This window comes from Paenibacillus sp. MDV22-iso6 (assembly GCF_058408365.1).
Genome location: NZ_JBZVDZ010000005.1, coordinates 14,636 through 35,906 on the forward strand (window position 1 = coordinate 14,636; position 21,271 = coordinate 35,906).

Consider the following 21,271-nt stretch of genomic DNA (forward strand, 5'->3'; position numbering starts at 1 on the left):
AGTGAATCCCTCCTCATCTAATTGAGTGGTTCGCTATGTTATTACCCGCTTTGTTTTCTTTCAAACGCTTCGACCACAATATCTTATCCTTGAAGGCCTAGGAGGATGGCCGACCATTGATATGCAGCGAGTCACCGCGCTAGGACCTGCACGTGGTTCGTTAGTGCTCAAAACGCCTGATCCGCCGATCGCATACTCGCCCATTCAGAGCACGTTCAGACCCAACTTCCAGAACGAGGCTGGCAAACACATTCTAGCTAAACTCGTGGTTTAGCTCGGTTAGTAGCAATCGCTTCCAGCGGGTCATCCGGCCAATAATGCTTGGGATAACGACCTTTCAAGTCTTTCTTGACCTCAAAATAAGTTTCCCGCCAAAAGTTCGCCAGATCTCGTGTGACCTGTACAGGCCGCTGCGCCGGGGAAAGCAAATGTATGGTCAGTGGTACTCGACCACCGCCAATACGCGGGGTCTCCTGCTGTCCAAACATCTCCTGCAGTCTCACCGCGAGTGTAGGATCTTCGGGTCGGCTATAGTCCACCGGAATGCGCGAACCACTAGGCACCTGAATATGTGTAGGAGCTTCACGATCCAATTGCTGTCGCTGTTCCCAGCTGAGTCCGCCGAGCAGCACATCCTGCATCGACAATTTCTTAAGATCCGCAGCAGATCTCATGCCTGTCAGAAAAGGGCTGAGATGTTCTGCCAGTTCTTCGGTGAGATGATCTTCGATGAGATCAGGCCATTCTGGCAAATGATGATGTAAAAAGCGCATCCTGTCCGCCAGCTGTCGTGATGATTTTGTCCAAGGCAAACAATCCAGCCCTTCGATACGTATTCCCGAGAGTAATGCTTCGAGCACCTGATCTTCGGGTGGCTGTGCAATGCCGCTCTCTTTCAACGTAATGGCTCCAATTCGCAGCCTTCTATGTGCCCGCACACTGCGGGTGTTTCTATCCCAGGCCACCTGAACCTCTTCATGCAGCAGATGTGGACCAAAGTCCAGCAATCTCTTCTCCTGCACTGGCGCAGCCAGCAGGATGCGCGCATCCGCGCCCTGGTCGTCGGCTTCGGCTGCGACCAGATAGGCTGAACGGCTCAGCGATTCTGTCGCTGCGAGCCGTACCCCACGGCCGCTGCTCAGCAGATAGCGGCCGTCCTCCCGGCGTTGCCCGATCCGGTCCGGATAAGCGAAGGACAGCAGCCATCCGCAGCTGTCCTCATCCGGCCGTACCGGATCGGCCGCCGGGCCGAGCGCCGAGCGCAGCTGGCGGCTCTCCTGGAGCATGCGGCGCACGGCAGCACCGTCTGCGACAGACGCTGCCGCTTGCGGCATGCCGCTGCTGTCCGCAGTCAGCAGCGCTTCCACGCGCGGGCGCAAATCGGTGCCCGCGCCTGCACTGCCACTGCTGCGGAGGCCGGCAGGCTCCTGCAGCAGTGCCGCCAGCATGCTGGCGTAGCTGGCCAGCCCAAGCTCCGCCGCGCGGAGCAGCATGCTGGCCAGTCGCGGATGCACGCCAAGCGTGTTCATCCGCCGCCCGAAGGGCGTGATGCGGCCTGCCTCGTCCAGGCCGCCCAGCTGGCGCAGCAGCGCCTGTGCCTGGCCGTAGGCTGCGGCAGGTGGGGTGTCCAGCCACTGCAGCTCTGCAGGGGACTGGACACCCCAGGCGGCAAGCTCCAGCGCCAGCGGCGCAAGGTCCGCGGAGGCTATCTCAGGCTTTGCTGCATCAGGCAGCACGCCATGGGCCTCTTCGCTCCATAGCCGGTAACACACGCCCGGAGCAATTCGCCCTGCGCGCCCCCGCCGCTGATCGGCTGACGCCTTGGACACCAGCAGGGTGACGAGCCGACTCATGCCGGTCCGCGGCGAGAATACCGAGGCACGGCTCAGTCCCGCATCCACCACGACTTTAACTCCAGCCAAGGTAAGACTGGATTCAGCAATGGATGTGGACAGTACAACCTTCCGTTTACCTTCATCTGCGGGTCGCACAGCTTCATCCTGCCGTTCTACAGGCATGCTGCCATATAGTGTATGTACCTGAACATAAGCAGGAAGCATGAGGTTTGACAGCTCTCGCTCTGTGCGATGGATTTCTTTTGCACCCGGTAGGAAAACTAGCACATCCCCTTCCTGTTCTTCCAGTGCCTTAACAACAGCCTGAGCTGTAAAAGTCTCGATCTGCTCGGATACCGGTTTGGATACATATCGGGTTTCCACCGGAAACGTTCGTCCAGGACAGGCAATCCATCTCGTCCCCTCACCAAGCAGCGCACAGACAGGAACAGGGTCCAGCGTGGCCGACATCACCAGCAGTTTCAGATCAGGACGCAGCATGGCCCGGGATTCAAGCGCAAGCGCCAGACCAAGGTCACCATGCAGATGCCGCTCATGAAATTCATCGAAGATAATCATCGCCGTGTCTTCCAGGCCCTGGTCCTGTTGAAGCATCCGGGTCAATACACCCTCCGTCACCACTTCTATGCGAGTGGACTGACTTACACGCGTATCCATCCGCACCCGATACCCTACGGTCTGTCCAGCTTTTTCACCTAGTGAAGCTGCCATTCGTGCAGCTGCCGAGCGAGCGGCGAGTCTGCGGGGCTCCAGCATAATGATTTTCCGTCCAGCAACCCATGGCTCCTCCAGCAGTGCCAGCGGTACTATGGTCGTTTTACCCGCACCCGGCTCCGCAATTAACACACCTGTATCCTTCTCCTGAAATAACTGCCTTAGTTCAGGAATAATCTGTTGTATCGGTAAATCCGTCTTCATCTCATCTCTCCTAATTAATGTTCCACGTGTTTATTCGAATGTTAGCATTATAACAAAAAAAGCCGTTCCAGAGGAACGACTTCATACATACATCCATTTCAACATTTTACATCCTTCCATTTAACTCGCTCACAACGCTGATTGAAAGTAGCTCTATGGATGAATACAAAATGCTCATTTAGCTCAGCAGCGACTCTGCACCGTCAATGACAATTTCCGCACCTGTGATATGTCTGGACTCCGCAGAAGCCAGGAACGCTACCAGATCAGCGACGTGCTCTGGCTGACCCGGTCCGTCCGCAAGCGGTTGCTGGCCTTCCGGGAATTCCATTGGAATGACAATTTGCTGCAACTCATCCGTTTTGACCGTACTTTGGTCAATATTCGTTGCAATCGCTCCAGGACAGATGACATTGACACGAATCTTGAACTTCGCCAATTCCAGCGCAGCCATCTTCGCAAAAGCAACTTGCCCCGCCTTAGATGTACTGTACGCCGACATGCCGAAGCTGGAGAAGCGCTGATTACCGTTAATGGAGCTCGTGATAATGATACTGCCGCCACCACGTTTCTTCATATGAGGCAGTGCATATTTGATCGTAAAAAAAGTCCCGTTCAGATTCGTCGTAATAATCTGCTGCCAATCCTCAACCTGAATTTCCTCAATTGGTGCCGATACACCGTTAATACCTGCGTTGGCAAAAACGATATCCAAACCACCGAATAATTCGATGGTCTCCAGGACTGCTTTTTCCACCCGTGCAGGATCGGAAATATCTACATCGAAAGCTCTTGCCGCACCTGCACGCAGCTTATTAATTTCGGCTTCCGTCTCCGAAATCCGATCATTAACCAGATCAAGCAGCGCAACATGTGCTCCCTCACTCGCCAGTTTGAGCGCTGCCGCTTTGCCAATTCCCGAACCAGCACCAGTAATAATGGCGACTTTGCCTTCGAACCGTGACTTGCCGTTATGTTGTGTCATTATCCATTCCACTCCTTCTCGCTCAGTAATTATGTAAGAATGTACGTTCATGCAATATCTGTAAGTAGATTCTTCACAAGATTACCCAAAAAGAGTGTCTTTTAAATCAATACGGACAAGTTTTTTCGTAGGTGATGCTCACCATTTTTAGCAGCATGATTAGATCATCCTGTAATGCTTCACCCGATCTCACCATTCCAGCTCAATGAAAGCGGCATCATCTTCAAGCCCACCCGTATGTCTGGCATCCAGCAGTACCTGGATGTGCTCATCCGGTATATAAGCCTGAATCGCATCTAGGTCATTCAGGCCATCCGTGTACAGTTGAAGACGAACTACTTCATTGGCAGACAGTTTAGCCTCATAGATATGCGGTTTGCCACCAACCGGACCCTCCAGTGTAGACCAACGTTCATTCGTAAGGCAGTTCACCTGAAATGCTGCCGATTCCTCCTGACCGTTACGCCAAAGACGGATGCGGGAGTCCCCCTGCCAGGCTAGCCACACCTTGCTTTTTCGATTGCCTTCCGTGAGCTCGATGCGTCCACACACATACATGGCCTGACTTCCCTTGCTCCGCTTCTCCATCAGCACTTCCCGCAGCAGTACAGGCGAATTTTCCAAAGGTTGCAACTTCTCCAGCTGTTCGGATGCCGGACTGGTCAAATCATGAAGCAGACGTTCCATAACATCCAAAGAAGGATGCTGAGTCGTTTCCAGCCACTCCAACAAGGCGTTCCCCAGAAAGCGTGCAGCAAAATCACCAAGGTAACTCATGCCTACCCCATCACATAATACGAAAGTACACACATTACCATTCATGCGAACAGCAGCAAAATCCTGTCCGGTGTCTCCCTGATTAACGGTCTCCGCCGCTCTTCCATAACCGTACCTGCACTTGAATGTACCTTGATAACGGGTCAACGGCTGTTCCCCCGTCTGGACACTCACATAGCGAAAGTTGCCCTGATAATGGTCCGCACGGCTTCCCTTATCTCCAGCAGACAATGTTGCCAAACGCATCGCTCTCATGATTTCCCCTCCTATCTCACAGGCGTAGCAGCGGACATCTGAAACCCGATGGATACCAGTTCTGCACAAGTACCAGGAAGCATCATCAGTGCACCAGGTGAAAGCAAATAATCTGCCTCAACCAGCATTTCACGATAACTTTCCGGCAGAACCGAGGACATATTGCGCAGCTTCTCCCCATGTTCATCCTGAAGGACCGTCTCCTGGGATATTCCCTTCCATCTTCGGGGCTCCGGAATAGGGCCTTCCAGCAGATGATCGGATATAAAAATATTCTCGACGAGTACATTGCCATCAGGCACACTCATACCCATAATTCTTTTGGCAATAGGCTCCGGATCTTCACCTGTAGCTACCCCATCAGTCATATGACATACAAGCGGCGCAGGACAATCTTGCATATTGGGAATTTCAGCCTGTAGAATCTTCTCGGCTTGCAGGAAAGCCTTCGCTGAATCCGAGAATCTTTTCGGCGTTAAGTCCGGCAACGAACCCACAGCAGCAATCTCGTCAATGCCCTTAATCCCGTTCAACAGATCGTACACATCATCGCTGTATGCCAGAATCGCGATCCTGTAACGGGGTGTCAATCGGTTTCCCTTGGTCGAACGAAACACCATTTGGCGAATAGCCAGAGATAAGGCATCATAGACGACATCAATCCGCCGACGGTTGTCCAGAACCATATTCATGGAGGCGCTAATATCAATTAAATAGATAATCAGTGCAGGTGTGCGCTGGGATGCTTGAATTGTGTAGTTCATCTGGGATGTGTCACCTCCGTCGTTCACATTATTTTACAAGTTGGGTAATGTATAATCCGTATTGCTTAGGAATTTATTGATCGCATTCATTCGTGCTGCCACTTTACCGACACCTTTGAAATAGGTCGCGTCGGTGTTGTACAGATTTTTGAAATCACGCGCGTATGATTCCGCATTCTCAATTTTTCTGCCTTTTTGCGCATTATACGTTTTATTGTAATGGGCAATCAGTGTGACGACATTCTGGGCACGTTTTTTCTTGAGCGCAGCTTTCTGGGCTACTTCCTGTTTGCGTTGAGCCTCGGCTGCTGCCTTACGCTCGGCTTCCTGCTTCGCAATTTTAGCGTCATTTTCTTTTTTCCAGACTAGATAGGCTTCATATTTTACCTGTTTGTCGTACTTTTCCTGTTCAGCCTTCTTGGCTGCTTCAAGCTTCTCTTGTTTCTGCTTGGCAAGATAAGCCTCATATTTCGCTTGCTTATCATACTTGGCCTGAAGCGCTTTACGCTCTTCTTCTTTCTTCTTGGCCTCTGCCTGCTTTTTCTCCGCTTCAGCCAGCTTTTTCTTTTCCTCTGCATCAAGTTTCGCCGCATCTGCTTCTTTTTGTTTCTTTTCTTCTTCCTGCTGCTTCAGAGCAGTCACCCTCGCAGCTTCGGCCTCTTCCGCAGCCTTTAGTTCGGCCTGCTTGGCAGCCGCCTCCTGCTCCTTCTGTTTAACCTCGGCCTGATCAGCCAATATTTTAACCGTTGGCACGCTTCCAGCTAACAGAACAATCAGCACAGCCGAAGAAATCATAAACTTTTTGGATCGGTAAAAAGGAATCTTGGCTGGCTGAGCTGCATCATCATGCTTGGGATTTAGCTTCGCGTCCAGCTCTTGAATCGCAGCCTCAACTTCCATCTGCATCGCACTGTTATCCGGAATGAAATGATGTAGTGAACGATACACTTCGAGCGCCGCAGCCGGTTTGCCTTCATTCTCCAATGCTCTCGCCTGAAGGAAGAGACGATTCACTACCGCTTCCTGACCAGGAGAAGGTTCCACAGCGGGCACGTTCTGATCCGTATTTCCCTGCTTATCCGATATACCGCTTGCTGCTCCTGTTCCTTTGATCTGGTTCGTCTCGACTGCATTTGTCTGGTCTGAAGCCTTGACTTCAGATTCTACAACAGATGCTGCACTTGCCAGATGGATGTCCACAGCAGCCAGCGCCACAAACCATTCGCCAAACGTAGGGCAACTGCTGAGATCATGACTCTCCCAGGCACGAATAAACAGATCGGACACCTTCGAGCCCCAGCGCTTCTGCAGCGACTCTCTCATGGCATAATAACGTTCATTTACTGTCTGCATTTCGTGCTGGTCAAAATAACTTTCTCCCCATGCTTTCTCCACAATCGCTGCATCAGACCAACTTAACATCTCAGCAATGATAACTGCTCCGGCAAAACGATCGGCATACGCACTCCACAAACCGCTGTGCACTGTCCGATGGGCCGCATACCCCGGTGAACCGGCAAGCAAAGCATCCGGACGATCCATTCTGGAACCATACATCTGCTCAACATCTACCAGTTCAACTGCTGAAACCCCTCTCAGGTTCTCCACTTCGGAAAAAAACGGAATCATCACATTGGGTGCGGACAAATCACAATGAGCCAGCCCACGCTGTTCCATGGCCGAGCCGATCCCGGCCAGAGCTCTCGCCAGCTTCAGACTCTCCTCTGCTGTCAGCTGCTTCTGATCGCTGATTACATCGAACCAGGTCAGACCATGTACCCACGGCATCAATACCGCGTACAACAGATCAGGATGTTCTCCAATGAGCGCTCCGTTTCTTTCCGGAGTGAGCACATCACGCTTGCATACCTGCAAACCTGGCAGTTCACTATAAGACTCCATATGCTCAGACTGATACACCATAGCCGGAATACGGAATTTAGGGAAAAATACTTTTAGTGCTTTGGCCCCACTTACGGAACCGTTACGGGGTAACAACTGATAGACGATACCCTGCCTTCCAGCTTGGGCGTAAGCCAGACCAGGTGCAGCCGGATGCTGCCCAATGATATAGGCAATGTCGTTAATCACCACTTCATCCCCGGGATTTGGTTGAAAAGACATACTCATCCCTCTCTCTGTCATTCTGTCATAGTGCAACAAAAACCGGGTGTTGTGAAAACGCCCGGTTTTTGCTGTAGTTGTAAATCTTCAGCTTGCTTCCTGCATATGATTCTGGGCGAATTCGGATATGGAACCTGCCCGAACTATGTATCGCAGATTAGCGAGCTTGGTCTGCCGTACGGAATTTGTTGGCAATAGCCGTCAGTTCCGCGCTGATGCTATTTAGCGTTTGAACGAAAGATTGCATTTGTTTGCTGGCTTCCTGGAATTCCTGGAAGAAGCGTTGTTTCGTCATACCTTCCCATTGTCCTTCCATACTTGTGATGGATTGAGTCAATGTAGAAACGATTTGCTGACTTTGCTCACCGCTTTGTTTAAATTGGTTGGAAACCTGATCAAGCTGTTCTGGGGTAACTAAAATACGTCCTGCCATTTGTAAATTCCTCCTTGGTTTGTGCAATTAAATTCACTTGTTCAAATTGTACTATACAAGGATCGATCGGACAAAAGCCGAAGGACCTAATCCTATTTACCCCATTTTTGGCATTCGAAACTTCGCCTAACAGCCTATTTATAAAAAAATTCACTTTCTGCTGTCTTGCTTATTCAGCCTTGTACCCGTGAGCTCAGGAAACCACAGGTTCGGTTCCTCTTCTCCCACGAAAGGAGGGATCTGTGAATCTCCACGCCACAGGTTCAGGCTGCATGGCCTGAATCAGGGTCGCCGGTGAGCCATCAGGCGGTGCGGCATCCTGTACACGGTACACTGCCGCTACCGCGGAAAATGGATCGGATACAACAGCAGCAGTTGCCGAATGCGCAGGCATAATCTCTCCTGCACGCTCCGTCTGAAGAACATTCAACATATTGACCGCATTGCCATAGGCTGTGTTCACATGACTCAACACTGTACGATACTCCATGTCCACTTGCTGGAATAACAAGGCCTTGCGTCCCAGCTGTACGCTCAAGTCCATAAAACGACGTACTGCTGCTTCACAGAGTCGCTTACTGTGATTCCATTCATTCATGATCGCGGCGCGGGCTTCAAGATCCCACTCCAGCGAATGAATGGCCTGATCCAATACTGTCATCTTTTGCTGTATTTGCTCCGCCGCATACTGAATCTGCCTGCTCAGTGCCCGAAGCACATCCGGTTCCACACGAATGCGCATTTACCATCACCTTTCCTCTTCCCCTGCAGGCTGTTTAAGCCAGTCCAGCAGCATCTCGTGAAACTGTTCTCTCGTCGTCAGCGCTGCAACAAGCCAATCATCCGAAGCCGATGTACTCATGCGAAACAGCCAGTTGGATACCGTACTTGCAGCGAAAGCCGCAGACTGTGATTTCCATCCTTCTCCGTTCCATACAAGCAACCGTAGTTCCCCTTCTGATTCCTTGTTCACCAGACAGCGCGCAAGTGCAAGTGATCCCTCGGGATCGCTCGTCTCTTGTACTAACTCATCAGCCACTGCCTGTAATTCTTTGTTCTTCAGATCATTCATCACATCATAGAATTTTTTCTTGGAGCACATCAGAGCCGGCTTTTCCGCCGGAGAATGACCACTCCAATTCATCCTTTGAATCAGAAAATCAATCGCTTCACGAACATTCCCCAAATCACTCAGCCGGAACGAATCCGGTTCGTCTGCAACACGGGATACTTCAACGACCCGTTCATCCGTGCAGTGCACATAACTTTCATACGACTTGCCGCTGTGCGTGTAGCGAATCCAGCAAGCCCTGTCGGACAGTCCCGCAATGGCTACCCTGGAGAATACGGTCGGTGTCATGATCAACTCATTGCTGTCCTGATCCTGAATCAGATATCCTTTGTCGAGCAGGGATGTTTTTACACGTTCCCACTCCAAAGCAATGTCTTCCGCCATATATCCGCGGAACGGATCTTCCACGCCAAGCAATCGGTCTGAACCGAGAATACCGGCCAGGAAAAAAAGCTCTTTTATTTGCAAAGTGACTACCTTTTGCTTGGAATCATGAACCGTCAACATTATGAGCCACCTCCCCTCAAACTACAACATGCCATCGGTCACGAATTTCAGAAATCCAATCGGTCATTTTCCAGGTGCCATCACATGGAATTGCACCTTTAACCCTGGAATATTTACGTTTAACATAATAACCTTGACCCGGAGGCAGTACCTTCAGCCCAGTTGAACTCCCTCCGGATTCCGAATAAGGTATACGGAAGAACGAGAGATCATTAGGGTCTAAAGTCCCGAACAACAATCCGCTCTGGGAAGCCTTCACATCGTTCACCCAGTCAGAACCAAAGGTTGGGAAGTCTGCCGGAACTCCTGACAGAATCACATGTATGCCTCGATCCCTTCCTTGACGAACGATCGCTCCCAATTGATCCTTCACATTAAAATCATTTAATTGCTTGGATAACGTATCCGCATCGTCGATAACGAGAACGATCTCCGGTCCACCGGTTAACTCGCCTCTTTTTAGAACTTCATCGTACAACTGTTGGATCACAGGTGCAAGCTGTTCTTCACGGGATACATGTCCACGGACATGGGGTAAACTGCTGATTTCCCCCAGTCCTCCGGAACCATACCGCATATCTACCGTGTATATTTGCACGTCTTCAGGAGACGCATGATAGGCAAGGGATAACATCCAGGTCAGCAAAAATGTCGTTTTGCCACCTTCCATCGGACTCGTAACCATGAAATGTGGCCCTTCACGCAAATTTAACTGGAAGGGTTCCAGATCATCGGTTAGCAAACCTACGGGTACTGTTAAGGATGATACGTCTCCAACTTGCCCGAAGGTTCCTGTACGGATAAGCACATCTTTGAGCTTAACCTCTTCCGGGAGCGGCGCAATCTGCGGCGCTTCTTCTCCGTTCCAGCTTTCTCTGATCTCTGCAATCGTGCGGCGCAGAGCGGAAGAACGTTTGCCTTCATCTGCTCCGGATGACGGCAACGCCGCCTGGAACATCAATGGAGGAACCTGTCCTTTGACCAGTCCTCTTCCTGGTGGAAGCTGGCTAGGTGCCTTGGACGGCCGACCCACTGCGTAATAATAGTCGCTTGGATCAGATAATTCAAACGAAACCGCATTGGGAATATTGCTTCTGAATTTCTCAAATACATCCGTAACACGGTTGGCCGTGAGGATAAATGTGATTCCCAGACTGCCGCCTTCACGAAGGATCGTTTCCAGAAGTTCATTCTCCTCGGGATACGCATTTCGGAAAGAAAGATAACCATCAATAACAACTACAATTTGCGGCACAGCTGCATGGGCTGTGCGACGGTAGGCTGATATTGTCTTAACCCCGGCTTCCGAGATCATGTCCTTGCGTTGTGCCGACAGTTTCAGGATGTACCGGAATAACCGCTTGATCCGATCTTCCTCTTCAGACATCATTACCCCACCGATCTGAGGCAAACTAGCAAAATCCTTCATCATCCGGCCCATATCAATAATATAGCCATGCCAAGGTTCAGTCCGCTTAGAACGGGCCAGTGACATCAGCAAGGTTTGCACAAACGTCGTTTTCCCCAGACCAGGCATACCGTATACAACCAGATGTCCCTGATCCACCGGAAGTGCGAGCGGCTGCTGTCGTTGATTAGGCAGATCATCCAGCAGTCCAACTACAGGTTTCAGGCCACTGGCACCCCCGTCAAGCAATGCCTCACGATTCTCTTCTTCCTGCCAGTCGTTGAGAATTTCCCATTCCAGGGTCTCAGGCAAGGGTGGCAACCAGGGTCCCGGTAATCGGGTGATCCCCGCCTCTGCTGCCGCTTCCGCCACATAATCAATGAATACCTGAAGCTGCTTGGGCACATCCTCCCCTTTGAGCACAGCTCTGCGCTCTCCAGTCAATAGTGGCTCACGTTTCCCATTCAAACGAACTTCCATAACAGGCAGTACCGTCGTTGTATCTTCCTGCTGATTATATGGCGCACCGCTCCAGGCGAATTGCATTTCCTCAAACACTTCATCACTGCCTACCTGGAAGTATCCACGACCCGGCTTGGTGATCCAGGCCGCATTCGGAATTTTGATCATATCCCGACTATCCCCTTCGCTTTGAACGCGAAGACAGATACGGAAACGCGAATTGCTCCAGATTTTATCATCGACCACACCTGCAGGCTTCTGAGTTGCCAGTATAAGATGTACACCTAGTGTCCGGCCGATGGCCGCTATGCTGATTAATTCATCCATGAACTCCGGCTGATCCCGCTTCAATTGCGCAAACTCGTCAATGATGATAACTAAGTGCGGCAGAGGCTGTTCATGTCTGGAACGCAGAATTTTGTAGTACTCATCAATGTGCTGGAGATTTCCTGCATCATTTAATATTTTTTGCCTTCTGACCAGTTCGGCCCGCAGTGAGATATTGGCTCGTTCAATCAAATTCCCATCCAGATTGGTGATCGTGCCGACGACGTGAGGCAAGCCCACAAATGTATTCGACATCCCGCCGCCCTTATAGTCAATTAACATAAAAGCCAGATCATGCGGATGAAACTCGGCAGCCAAAGAGGCCACAATCGACTGGATAACTTCACTTTTGCCTGAACCTGTTGTCCCTGCGATCAGGCCATGCGGGCCATGGCCCTGACGTTCAATTTTATCATGTAAGTTAATCGCAATTTTCTTACCCCCAGCTCGCACGCCCATAGGTACGGGAAGTGTGTCCGGGTATCGTGTCTGGCTCCAGCGTGCGACCACATCCAGATCCTCTACTCGTGATGTACTTAGCATGTCGAACAACGGAAGCACCTGTGGTATATCCGAAGCGGATGATCGTTTCAGACGGATCGGTGACATATAACGCGAGAGCGCCTCTGCGGACTCTCTGGAGATCACATCTGGCGTGTACGCTTGCCTGATCACGTCGGCATCCTCGGTTTTTTTGATATAAAGCCCTTTGCCTTTGGAAGCCTCCATAATTAACTGACAATGCATGGGTAGCGATTCCTTACGGTTTGCCAATATGATGGTACATACATCGATCTCCTGAGCTGATTCCAGCAGCAGAGGAAGCAGCGGCTCTTCTTCTATTAATTGAGTATCCGAGAGAACCACCACATAACATGGAGTTTGCACGGTTTTCTTGTAGCGATCTTCCTTATTATTGCGCCTACGGTTCAACACGGAAAACAAGCTGTCCGCCAATTGATGCGCACCGCTGTGCCTGTCGGCCATATAGCGTTGTCCTTGATCTTCATCCCAAATGTGGGGCAGCCAGCGTAGCCAATCCCATTCCTTCGATTCCTTTTCTTCATAAAAGGCAGCAATCTTCAATTCATCCGGTGAATGACGAACGGTCAGTTGTGAGATAATCACTCGAAGTGAAGAAAGAACTTCCTCACGATTGCCGACCAGACCCATCACTTTCGATTGAAATAAAGGCAGTGTAATCGATGCTTCGGGCACCGTCTCGAATTCAGCTGCCAATTCATGAGCCGCTTCAATTAACTCATCCTTTTCGTAACCGTCCACACGAGGAACCTGAAGTTTGATCCGAAACGGAATCTCGCCTGTGCCAATTCGTACCTGCAGGAAATCATCATCTTCAGGAGAACGTTCCCATAACGAACTGTTGCGATTCTTCACCAACTGAAGACATACATTCGGATCACCATGAATTTCGTACAGACTCTTCACTTGCTCCGCTTGAGCTTCCTTCAGCTCTTCACGATGCTTCTCCAGTTGTGCTCGATACATAGTAGTACGCTCTTCCAGCTTTTTGCGATAGGTCTTCTTGTTGCTCAGATACACAAAAAACGGAATCGTGTATGACGTAAGCATCATCATAACCGTCATCATCTGAAACATCATATAATTGGGATTGTTCATTTTGCCGCTCATATTGATATATACGTAGAAACCGATGCTGACCATCGTCATCATGATCGGTACAATAATAGAAATCATTGAAAACGTAGGTTTGTTTGGTTCTGCCGGAGGCCTCAGAATTTCCAGCCTTTCTTCCTTGAGAACCGGTGTCATTCTTGGAGAACGCTGATATAACACATTCACGAAGAGAAGACCTCCTTATATTTCATTGCCGTAATCAATATATACGTCTAGATTGTTCATTCGTTGCTGTCCTGTTGAAACAATGAACGTCTTCCATACACAGGTGCTTCTTCAGAAGTGGTAGAGAACGCCCGCTGGATTCGCACACAGCTTCCTTGACGCAGCCCTGTTTCCATTAACTGTTGTGCGTTCTGTGGCGAGAACCACAATCCTTCCGGAAATTTGGCTTCAAGGATGTACTGAATGCCCTCTCCCGGTGCCTGCCCGAAGATGCGGACTCCCAGCAATGTCTTCAGATGTTCAATAGTACATTCATCCGGGACCTCGATGTCGAACCACTCGCCTTCCTCCCGGCCGGAATACACGGTAAGAATCAAAATAATCCCTCCCATGGTCTCATATGTAAATTGTCCTAGTGTCAAATTAAATCAAAAAAATGCAGATGAAACGATATTCCATCCCTATTTTCTTACATAAACACCCTGTTTGCAATGTGCAACCTGTAATTTTGTTACATATGACCCACGTATATATTAAAATATCGTCCATTCGACTCAGAACTTTCGAGGCAGTAGTCACGTTAATTATTGCAAGGATGCGAAACTACATGTCTTTCTTCCATATAAATGGAATCTGTAAATTGATTTTTCGGGACTTTTTAATGCTTCGCCCACAATTGAATTGTGAACACTTTTCAAACATTGCACACCTTTATGTTTTCATAAGCTGATTTTAAGGTAATTTTAAGCATTGGAATTTAATATAACCAGTAAGAAATAACTCTCGTGAGGTGATTTCTAGTGAGAACACTAATAACTTTTCAAAACAAATCAATCCCTGTATATTTCAATCAAGAAAACAAACAACCTGTACAAAAGACACTACGATTGCTTAGCAGTGCACTTGAGAACAAAATTAGCAATGGTAAACGTGCTTTACAGAAATGTCTGCAATCATTGATTAGTATTGAGATTGTCGGTGGTGAAGCCATTCTTCACAGCCGTAGCGAAAATGACTCCCTCGCCTTATCGCTTTATTAAGATGAGTCAGTTGTTTAATTCAACATGGAAACTGCGAATTCATTCATTCGCGAACATAAGGAAAAGGAAGCTTGCCGCTAAGGACAAGCTTCCTTTTTTTGTGTACAGAATCTCTTTTATCTATTTCTAATGCAATCGGCTGACGACATAAGCATTTTCGTGTTCTTCTTCCATTTCGGCCTTTTGGATTCGAATGACAAACAACCGAACCAGATTATCACGTGTATTTTCTTCCTGACAAGTATTCAGCTTTCTCAGAATGAAACGGTCAATGGACATGAAGTTCAGGCCCCTTTACCTATTGGATTTACGGATCTGTTCTGCCCGTGTATCCATAAATAACCAGATTACAGGTATACCAAACAGCTTTTCCACACCATTTCCTCACCTATTTTTCAAATGTGTAAAAACATGCAAAAGGCCGCCCCATCAAGCATGAGGCGGACTCTGCGCAATCTTTGTCACTCTTTCCCGAACCCTATCTGATTATAAAATAAAGTATTTTCTAATCCATGTTCACTGTCGAACTATTGCACTCCCGGATAATCCCGATATTGATGCTGAATGCTGATCCAGCGTGTCCGCGTGAACTTTTCAATAGCCCAATCGCCACCGAAACGACCAATACCCGATGATTTCTCACCACCAAACATCACATGAGCCTCATCGTTCACGGATTGATCATTTACATGCACCATGCCCGATTCAATCTGCTGGGCAACTTGATACCCTCTTTCCAGATTTCCGGTGAATACGGAACCGCTCAATCCATAAGGCGTATCATTCGCCAAACGCACGGCCTCCTGCTCATCCTGCGCTTTCATTAATACCGCGACAGGTCCAAACAGTTCCTGTTGCACAATATGCTGCTCTGGTTTCACATCCGCGAGCACGGTGGGCTCCAGCACATTGCCTTTGCTAGTGCCACCCAGCAACAATCTTGTACCTTCTGCCTCGGCTCTCTTAATCAAGTCCAGCAGGCGCTCCACTTCCTTCTCACGAATGAGCGGACCTACCAGCGTTTGGGCATCAGCAGGATCACCAGCCTGAATTTTTTTCGTTTTGTTAACAAAGGACTCCACAAACTTATCGTAAATATCAGCATGCACAATAATACGATTAAGTGCCATACAGATCTGCCCCTGATGCAGGAATTTACCGAACACCGCAGACTCTGCAGCACGTTCGATATCCGCATCTTCCAGGACAACCATCGCATTGTTGCCGCCAAGTTCAAGCGCAGTTTCTTTCAGATGCTCACCCGCCAGTTTGCCGATGCCCTGCCCCACCTCTGTGGAGCCTGTAAAGGAAATGACTTTGGCTACCGGATGTGCTACAAAATAATCCCCAATCTCACTCCCGCTCCCAGCAACCACATTCAGTACACCTTCAGGCAATTCAGCCTGCTCGAATAGATCAGCAATAAGCCAACCAGCTGTAATCGGCGTATCAGACGCAGGCTTAATAACGACTCCATTACCCAAAGCAATAGCCGGAGCTACGGAACGCAGACACAGGTGCAAAGGAAAATTCCAAGGACCGATAACGCCGATAACTCCCTTGGGCTCCCGCACAACACGATTCTCTTTCCCTGGTGTGTTTGAAGGTAGAATCTCCCCCTTCATCCGGTAAGGGAACGAAGCAGCTTCATCCACAATCCGTTTCGCAGAAGCAAACTCCGCCTCGGCTTTGATGCGTGTGCTCCCGGATTCCGTAATCAGCAATTTTATAATTTCTTCTTTGCGCTCTACCATTAAAGCCGAAACTTTGCGAAGCACACCCTCTTTTACCGCCGGCAGGGATTTCTTCCATTCCACCGAGCTCTTTCGGGCCGCCTCATATGCCTGATCTATATCTTCCTTGTTCGAGGATCGCCAGGTTGCGATGACCTCTCCCGTGTACGGATTTTTATTTTCCACTATTTTCTCGCCGGAGCCTTCTACCCATTCGCCATTAATAAATTGTTTCGTCCATGTTGTATGTTCTGTCTCCATTAAAGTCATCTGAATAACGCCTCCCAAACAAGATTGAATGTCTCACCTCAAAGCAGTGTAGTAGTTCATTAACCTTGTTAAGGATTGCGCAAACGTGAAAAATAGCTGAATCCTTTCATCCTCTGACGGGAAAATGCTCCTCAATGCCCAACACATTCAGCCAAATTTGCATTTATTCAACTACCGGGAACCGTCTTTTCTCCAAAAAGAGTCAAGTCCTCCCAACCATAAGCAACCTCTAACAGATCTTGTCCGCCAATCCGGATATACTGTGTTTGGACAGGGATTCCGCCCATTTTTTCATAGAAACGACAGGCTGAATTTTGCTCCAGTGCCCAGATCAACAAGTTCCTCATGTCCAGGGAATGGAGATAACGAACGACGTGTCTCGCCAGTTGCTGACCTATACCCGTTTGTTGCACTTCTTTCAGTAAATAAATAGCATACAACTCAGCATCGTAAGGCAATTTGCCTTCACGTTCCTTTCCACCGCAGGCGAATCCGACAATGTTCCCATCTTCCTGTTCAGCTACCACCAGAATCTGATCCTTTTCGCCAGAACGGATATTTCGTTCCCATTGGGACAACCTTGATTCCGTAGTCAGATTGTCCAAAAAATCATCCGGCACGATCCCTCGATATGTCGTCTTCCAACTCTCTGTATGTACATGGGCTACGGCTTCCGCATCCCCTTCACGCGCTGGTCTGATTCGCATGTTATTACTCCCTTTCTCTCGGCCACGCCGTGACTTTAGAATCCCTTCTTTGGATAAATCCGGCCCTAGGGCCGGATCGTTACTTGTGTGCCCACTGACACTTTGGAAGACAGATCCAACACATCCGAGTTATACATGCGTATGCATCCATGAGAAACGGACTTACCAATGGACGAAGGATCATTGGTTCCATGAATCCCATAATGCGGCGCCGACAACCCCATCCAAAGAACGCCAAATGGTCCCCCTGGGTTCTCTTGTTTGTTAATAATCGTAAACACGCCATTAGGCGTCTGCGTGAGTATCTTGCCTATAGCGACAGGATAACCCTTAACCACCTGCGGGCCATCCAAAAGATATAACATGTGATCCGACAGGTCTACGATGATGCTGTAATCTGGCATGATGACATCCCTCCTTACCTATCCTATGCAGGATACAGAGGGATGCCCACCAGGCCTCAGGCCTCTTCCCAGTCTTTTGTACTGCGGACATGTTTCGGTTTGCGGGAACTGACGGGTTTGCTTGAAGCAGTCCGTCGTTTGGATGCGGCCTCTTCCTTGCGCTGCTGAAACTTCAGTTCCTTTTGCATTTTCAAGTAGTTGCCCAGCCTTTTTTCATCCAATGAACCTTCCTGAATAGCCTCTTTCACGGCGCAACCGGCTTCCCGGGTATGCGTGCAATCCTGAAACCTGCATTCCGTTGCAAGCTGCTCAATTTCACCAAAGGCATGTGACAAACCATCCTGACCTTCATCCCACAGATTGAGTTCACGCATTCCCGGCGTGTCAATCAATACCGCTCCCTGCGGCAGTACAAATATTTCCCGATGAGTGGTCGTATGTCGTCCACGGCTGTCGTCCTCACGAACGGCCTGCGTGAGCTGTACACTCTCGCCCATCATCCAGTTGACCAGAGTAGACTTGCCACTACCGGAAGAACCCGTCAAGGCAACAGTTGTGCCTGGAGACAGAAATTTTTCAAGTAAAGATTTGCCCTGGTCCTGAACAGCCGATATCGCCAACACTTCAATCCCCGGAGCAATGCCTTCCACCAGCGAAATTTGTTCTTCCACATTCTCGCTCAGATCACTTTTGCTTAGAATGATGACTGGTCTGACTCCACCATTCCAGGCCATCATAATGTATCTTTCGAGCCGTCTCAGATTAAAATCATGATTAAGAGCGGCAACAATCAGCAATGTATCCACATTCGCCGCAATCAATTGCTCTTTGGTCACTGGACCAGCGGCTTGTCTGGATACCCTGCTCTGACGTGGCACAATGCTGTGAATGATGGCTTCTTCTCCAGCTTGCCCTGTAACAGCGACCCAATCCCCAACGGCTGGTACAATGCCCGTCTCCTCATGATCATGACGCATCCGACCGGATACCCGTCCCCAGCATTCTCCCTCAGCCGTAATCAGGCGAAGCAATTGCCCATGATCCGCAATAATTCTTGCTGGTTTTCTTAATTGTTCTTCCATACCCGTCTGCTGCCACAACTCCTGCCACTTTGCAGACCAGCCGTATTTCTCCATCGTGTTATTCAAAATAAAAATTCCTCCCGATAAATGGTGTGTTATCCTTCATTGACATTGACAACAATCAACAGTGAACGCTCCGTTCCGGCATCAAAACCAAATAAGCCACGAGCAGCACTGCACCCGCGGCAATAAGAAGTTAGCCGAATGGATGATTGTTTGTATGGCATTCATATCGGACGCATCATTACGACAATCCGATACTCGTTATCCAGAAACAACCCATTTTCGGCATACAAAAAAGCCACGGGTACGTCACCCGTGGCTTCATCTGTGCATGTTATTCTGTGTTACGTACATATGGACAATATTGCGAACAATACTGCCCAACTGCCGTAAAATTACATGCATTGATCCGTTCCGGAGACGCTGTTCATATTCAAATTAACGTATACTGCCATTAGATTTGTCATTTAACATCGCCTCCCTTGTAGAATTATCCATCATGTTACACAGCTTCAACCGCTTTTGTCAAGTCTAATTATTTTTCACTTAATTTACTTGATCCCACCGTGTCCACATTTCCTTCGGATTCAGTTCATAGATCCCATCTTCCCGGTACATGAACTGGTGCATGATAAACTCCCGACGAATAGTGGCAAAATCCTCATGATAGTTTTGAATGAATGCATTAATCTCTTTCTCCGTATATTTCCGTCCGAATTCAAGCTGCTCTACCAAATGACCCAGTACAATCAGCTTTTTCTTGTATTGAGCCGGGATCTGACGCAATCGTCCATCCTTCGAGAAGAAATTCCGCATCACCGATGCCTTCAGCGTCTCATTCACATCACTCATATCGGCAACCTCCTCTTGTCTAAAAATAAAATCAACTGAAGCCTGCGCGTGCTCCCGGATAAAATAGGGGTTGAGTGAGAAAAACACCGTATTTTTCTCTCTGCGTTCCTTGATTAGCGCCGCTTCTCTTAGCTTGGATGCATGATGCGTAACGGTTGGCTGAGACAAGTTAAGCTTCTCGGCAAGCGCTTGACCATGCAGTTCTCCCTGGGATAACAGCAGCAGCATCCGAAGTCGGGTCGGATCAGCCAGGGCTTTATGGTAAGCCACAATCTTCTCCAGTTGCATTTCGTTCAACTCGCTTTCGTTTAGATAATCATCTAATTTGATACTAGTCTTTTTCCTCTTCTAAGTCAATTCCCCAGGATCAAGATCAATTCTTTACGTCCGTATCCTTCTTGAACTGGCATTAAACCCATATTTACGGTAGGATTATAGTGCTTGAAATAAGGAGGATTAAGAACATGGAAGATGTCATTATTATCGGCGGAGGCCCATGCGGTCTATCTGCTGCCATTGAATGCGAGCGGCTGGGACTGTCCGCTGTAATTGTTGAGAAGTACAATATCGTCCAATCTATTTATCTGTATCCAACCCATATGCAGTTTTTCAGTACAGCGGAATTGCTTGAGATCGGGAATGTTCCGTTCAGCACACCGAACGACAAACCATTTCGTTACGAGGCACTCGCCTATTATCGCAAGGTAGCCGAACATTTCGGCCTGCGTGTTCATAACTATGAGGAAGCCCAAGAAATCAAACGCAAAGACGATGGCACGTTCGAGATACATACGGTCAATCGGCGTGGGCAGACAATCGTTCATGAAGGACGAAATGTCGTTGTTGCTACAGGTTATTTTGACCATCCTAACTATCTTGGCATTCCCGGAGAAGACAAAGATAAAGTCACTCATTATTTCCGTGAAGCTCATCCTTACACACGTACACGTGTCGCCATTATTGGAGGCAGTAATTCAGCTGTCGATGCTGCCATGGAACTGGTTCGTGTCGGTGCACATATTGACATGGTTTATCGTGGGAGCGGTGTTTCGGAACATATTAAACCCTGGGTTCGTCCATTGTTCGAAAGCATGGTGCAAAAAGGAAAAATCTCACTGCACCTTGGCTCACGTGTAAATGAAATTTTGGACGATTCCATTCGTTTGCTGCATTCTGATGGATCCACAAGTGAACTCGACAACGACTTTGTGTTGGCCTTGACCGGATTCCGCCCTGACCGCAAGTTGCTTTCTTCCGTAGGTGTGGAGATGTCTGAGGATATGGATAAACCCGTATATGACCCACAGACAATGGAGAGCAGCGTACCAGGCATATACGTTGGTGGAGTAATTGCATCAGGCCGCAATGCCAATGAAGTGTTTATTGAATCCGGACGCTGGCATGGAAGATATATTGCAGAACATATTGTAGGTCGTCATCGCGGGCAGACCGAAGGGGAATGAAATCG

The 21,271-nt window shown here is 48.9% G+C and carries 20 protein-coding genes; 4 read left to right on the forward strand and 16 right to left on the reverse strand.

Going from position 1 to position 21,271, the window contains the following annotated elements:
• Positions 1-121 precede the first annotated feature (121 nt).
• Complete coding sequence (locus tag AC4PM4_RS15060; RefSeq protein ID WP_491613964.1) at positions 122-274, forward strand: hypothetical protein; 153 nt, start codon at positions 122-124, stop codon at positions 272-274.
• Here AC4PM4_RS15060 and hrpB read toward each other — a convergent pair.
• The 10 genes from hrpB to AC4PM4_RS15110 form a co-directional block, all read right to left on the reverse strand.
• Positions 258-2,774: an ATP-dependent helicase HrpB gene (gene hrpB, locus AC4PM4_RS15065; RefSeq protein WP_491613965.1), complete on the reverse strand. Its 2,517-nt coding sequence runs from the start codon at positions 2,772-2,774 to the stop codon at positions 258-260. The genes AC4PM4_RS15060 and hrpB overlap by 17 nt on opposite strands.
• A gap of 178 nt (positions 2,775-2,952) precedes the next feature.
• Positions 2,953-3,759 carry an SDR family oxidoreductase gene (locus tag AC4PM4_RS15070; RefSeq protein ID WP_063566319.1) on the reverse strand — a complete coding sequence of 269 codons (807 nt, stop codon included), beginning with the start codon at positions 3,757-3,759 and terminating at the stop codon, positions 2,953-2,955.
• A gap of 189 nt (positions 3,760-3,948) precedes the next feature.
• Positions 3,949-4,791, reverse strand: a complete 843-nt coding sequence (locus AC4PM4_RS15075; RefSeq protein WP_491613966.1) for a hypothetical protein — start codon at positions 4,789-4,791, stop codon at positions 3,949-3,951.
• A gap of 11 nt (positions 4,792-4,802) precedes the next feature.
• On the reverse strand, positions 4,803-5,555 hold the full coding sequence (locus AC4PM4_RS15080; protein WP_064639011.1) for a vWA domain-containing protein: 753 nt from the start codon (positions 5,553-5,555) through the stop codon (positions 4,803-4,805).
• 33 nt (positions 5,556-5,588) lie between these two features.
• Positions 5,589-7,679: a serine/threonine-protein kinase gene (locus AC4PM4_RS15085; protein ID WP_079694646.1), complete on the reverse strand. Its 2,091-nt coding sequence runs from the start codon at positions 7,677-7,679 to the stop codon at positions 5,589-5,591.
• Positions 7,680-7,836: 157 nt separating this feature from the next.
• The gene (locus AC4PM4_RS15090; RefSeq protein ID WP_017689071.1) at positions 7,837-8,112 is read right to left on the reverse strand and encodes a WXG100 family type VII secretion target; all 276 of its coding nucleotides are present in this window, start codon (positions 8,110-8,112) and stop codon (positions 7,837-7,839) included.
• A 193-nt stretch (positions 8,113-8,305) separates the two neighbouring features.
• The gene (locus tag AC4PM4_RS15095; RefSeq protein ID WP_063566322.1) at positions 8,306-8,854 is read right to left on the reverse strand and encodes a WXG100 family type VII secretion target; all 549 of its coding nucleotides are present in this window, start codon (positions 8,852-8,854) and stop codon (positions 8,306-8,308) included.
• A 6-nt stretch (positions 8,855-8,860) separates the two neighbouring features.
• Positions 8,861-9,691: a hypothetical protein gene (locus tag AC4PM4_RS15100; RefSeq protein WP_063566323.1), complete on the reverse strand. Its 831-nt coding sequence runs from the start codon at positions 9,689-9,691 to the stop codon at positions 8,861-8,863.
• Positions 9,692-9,707: 16 nt separating this feature from the next.
• The gene (gene essC / locus AC4PM4_RS15105) at positions 9,708-13,712 is read right to left on the reverse strand and encodes a type VII secretion protein EssC (RefSeq protein ID WP_090949165.1); all 4,005 of its coding nucleotides are present in this window, start codon (positions 13,710-13,712) and stop codon (positions 9,708-9,710) included.
• A gap of 56 nt (positions 13,713-13,768) precedes the next feature.
• The gene (locus AC4PM4_RS15110; RefSeq protein ID WP_063566325.1) at positions 13,769-14,089 is read right to left on the reverse strand and encodes a hypothetical protein; all 321 of its coding nucleotides are present in this window, start codon (positions 14,087-14,089) and stop codon (positions 13,769-13,771) included.
• Positions 14,090-14,512: 423 nt separating this feature from the next.
• Between AC4PM4_RS15110 and AC4PM4_RS15115 the strand changes: the two genes are divergently transcribed.
• Positions 14,513-14,752 (forward strand): hypothetical protein, encoded by a 240-nt coding sequence (locus tag AC4PM4_RS15115; RefSeq protein WP_063566326.1) that lies wholly within the window; start codon positions 14,513-14,515, stop codon positions 14,750-14,752.
• Positions 14,753-14,878: 126 nt separating this feature from the next.
• On the opposite strand, the gene AC4PM4_RS15120 is transcribed toward AC4PM4_RS15115, so the two are convergent.
• The 5 genes from AC4PM4_RS15120 to rsgA form a co-directional block, all read right to left on the reverse strand.
• Complete coding sequence (locus tag AC4PM4_RS15120) at positions 14,879-15,031, reverse strand: hypothetical protein (RefSeq protein WP_170867771.1); 153 nt, start codon at positions 15,029-15,031, stop codon at positions 14,879-14,881.
• A 248-nt stretch (positions 15,032-15,279) separates the two neighbouring features.
• Positions 15,280-16,755, reverse strand: coding sequence for an aldehyde dehydrogenase family protein (locus tag AC4PM4_RS15125; protein ID WP_090949163.1), 1,476 nt, complete (start codon positions 16,753-16,755; stop codon positions 15,280-15,282).
• A gap of 167 nt (positions 16,756-16,922) precedes the next feature.
• Positions 16,923-17,462 carry a GNAT family N-acetyltransferase gene (locus AC4PM4_RS15130; protein ID WP_090949161.1) on the reverse strand — a complete coding sequence of 180 codons (540 nt, stop codon included), beginning with the start codon at positions 17,460-17,462 and terminating at the stop codon, positions 16,923-16,925.
• Between the two features lie 65 nt (positions 17,463-17,527).
• The gene (locus tag AC4PM4_RS15135; RefSeq protein ID WP_063566329.1) at positions 17,528-17,866 is read right to left on the reverse strand and encodes a L,D-transpeptidase; all 339 of its coding nucleotides are present in this window, start codon (positions 17,864-17,866) and stop codon (positions 17,528-17,530) included.
• 56 nt (positions 17,867-17,922) lie between these two features.
• Positions 17,923-19,014, reverse strand: coding sequence for a ribosome small subunit-dependent GTPase A (rsgA, locus tag AC4PM4_RS15140; protein WP_256337825.1), 1,092 nt, complete (start codon positions 19,012-19,014; stop codon positions 17,923-17,925).
• Between the two features lie 138 nt (positions 19,015-19,152).
• Here rsgA and AC4PM4_RS15145 point away from each other — a divergent pair, with 138 nt between their 5' ends.
• The gene (locus AC4PM4_RS15145; RefSeq protein ID WP_063566330.1) at positions 19,153-19,344 is read left to right on the forward strand and encodes a hypothetical protein; all 192 of its coding nucleotides are present in this window, start codon (positions 19,153-19,155) and stop codon (positions 19,342-19,344) included.
• A gap of 153 nt (positions 19,345-19,497) precedes the next feature.
• Here AC4PM4_RS15145 and AC4PM4_RS15150 read toward each other — a convergent pair whose 3' ends face one another.
• Entirely contained in the window at positions 19,498-20,091 is a 594-nt protein-coding gene (locus AC4PM4_RS15150; RefSeq protein WP_063566331.1) for a DUF2087 domain-containing protein, read from the reverse strand.
• A 176-nt stretch (positions 20,092-20,267) separates the two neighbouring features.
• On the opposite strand from AC4PM4_RS15150, the gene AC4PM4_RS15155 reads away from it, so the two are divergent.
• The gene (locus tag AC4PM4_RS15155) at positions 20,268-21,266 is read left to right on the forward strand and encodes a YpdA family putative bacillithiol disulfide reductase (RefSeq protein WP_090805465.1); all 999 of its coding nucleotides are present in this window, start codon (positions 20,268-20,270) and stop codon (positions 21,264-21,266) included.
• Positions 21,267-21,271 lie beyond the last annotated feature (5 nt).

What these genes read in the sequence shown, in the direction of transcription:
- AC4PM4_RS15100 (WP_063566323.1), bottom strand. Translation starts at nt 9,691, where the DNA reads ATGTTGACGGTTCATGATTCCAAGCAAAAGGTAGTCACTTTGCAAATA.
- AC4PM4_RS15095 (WP_063566322.1), bottom strand. Translation starts at nt 8,854, where the DNA reads ATGCGCATTCGTGTGGAACCGGATGTGCTTCGGGCACTGAGCAGGCAG.
- AC4PM4_RS15060 (WP_491613964.1), top strand. Translation starts at nt 122, where the DNA reads ATGCAGCGAGTCACCGCGCTAGGACCTGCACGTGGTTCGTTAGTGCTC.
- AC4PM4_RS15150 (WP_063566331.1), bottom strand. Translation starts at nt 20,091, where the DNA reads ATGCAACTGGAGAAGATTGTGGCTTACCATAAAGCCCTGGCTGATCCG.
- AC4PM4_RS15135 (WP_063566329.1), bottom strand. Translation starts at nt 17,866, where the DNA reads ATGCCAGATTACAGCATCATCGTAGACCTGTCGGATCACATGTTATAT.
- hrpB (WP_491613965.1), bottom strand. Translation starts at nt 2,774, where the DNA reads ATGAAGACGGATTTACCGATACAACAGATTATTCCTGAACTAAGGCAG.
- AC4PM4_RS15080 (WP_064639011.1), bottom strand. Translation starts at nt 5,555, where the DNA reads ATGAACTACACAATTCAAGCATCCCAGCGCACACCTGCACTGATTATC.
- AC4PM4_RS15090 (WP_017689071.1), bottom strand. Translation starts at nt 8,112, where the DNA reads ATGGCAGGACGTATTTTAGTTACCCCAGAACAGCTTGATCAGGTTTCC.
- AC4PM4_RS15130 (WP_090949161.1), bottom strand. Translation starts at nt 17,462, where the DNA reads ATGCGAATCAGACCAGCGCGTGAAGGGGATGCGGAAGCCGTAGCCCAT.
- AC4PM4_RS15075 (WP_491613966.1), bottom strand. Translation starts at nt 4,791, where the DNA reads ATGAGAGCGATGCGTTTGGCAACATTGTCTGCTGGAGATAAGGGAAGC.
- AC4PM4_RS15085 (WP_079694646.1), bottom strand. Translation starts at nt 7,679, where the DNA reads ATGTCTTTTCAACCAAATCCCGGGGATGAAGTGGTGATTAACGACATT.
- AC4PM4_RS15145 (WP_063566330.1), top strand. Translation starts at nt 19,153, where the DNA reads ATGGATGATTGTTTGTATGGCATTCATATCGGACGCATCATTACGACA.
- AC4PM4_RS15120 (WP_170867771.1), bottom strand. Translation starts at nt 15,031, where the DNA reads ATGTCCATTGACCGTTTCATTCTGAGAAAGCTGAATACTTGTCAGGAA.
- AC4PM4_RS15155 (WP_090805465.1), top strand. Translation starts at nt 20,268, where the DNA reads ATGGAAGATGTCATTATTATCGGCGGAGGCCCATGCGGTCTATCTGCT.
- AC4PM4_RS15125 (WP_090949163.1), bottom strand. Translation starts at nt 16,755, where the DNA reads ATGACTTTAATGGAGACAGAACATACAACATGGACGAAACAATTTATT.
- AC4PM4_RS15070 (WP_063566319.1), bottom strand. Translation starts at nt 3,759, where the DNA reads ATGACACAACATAACGGCAAGTCACGGTTCGAAGGCAAAGTCGCCATT.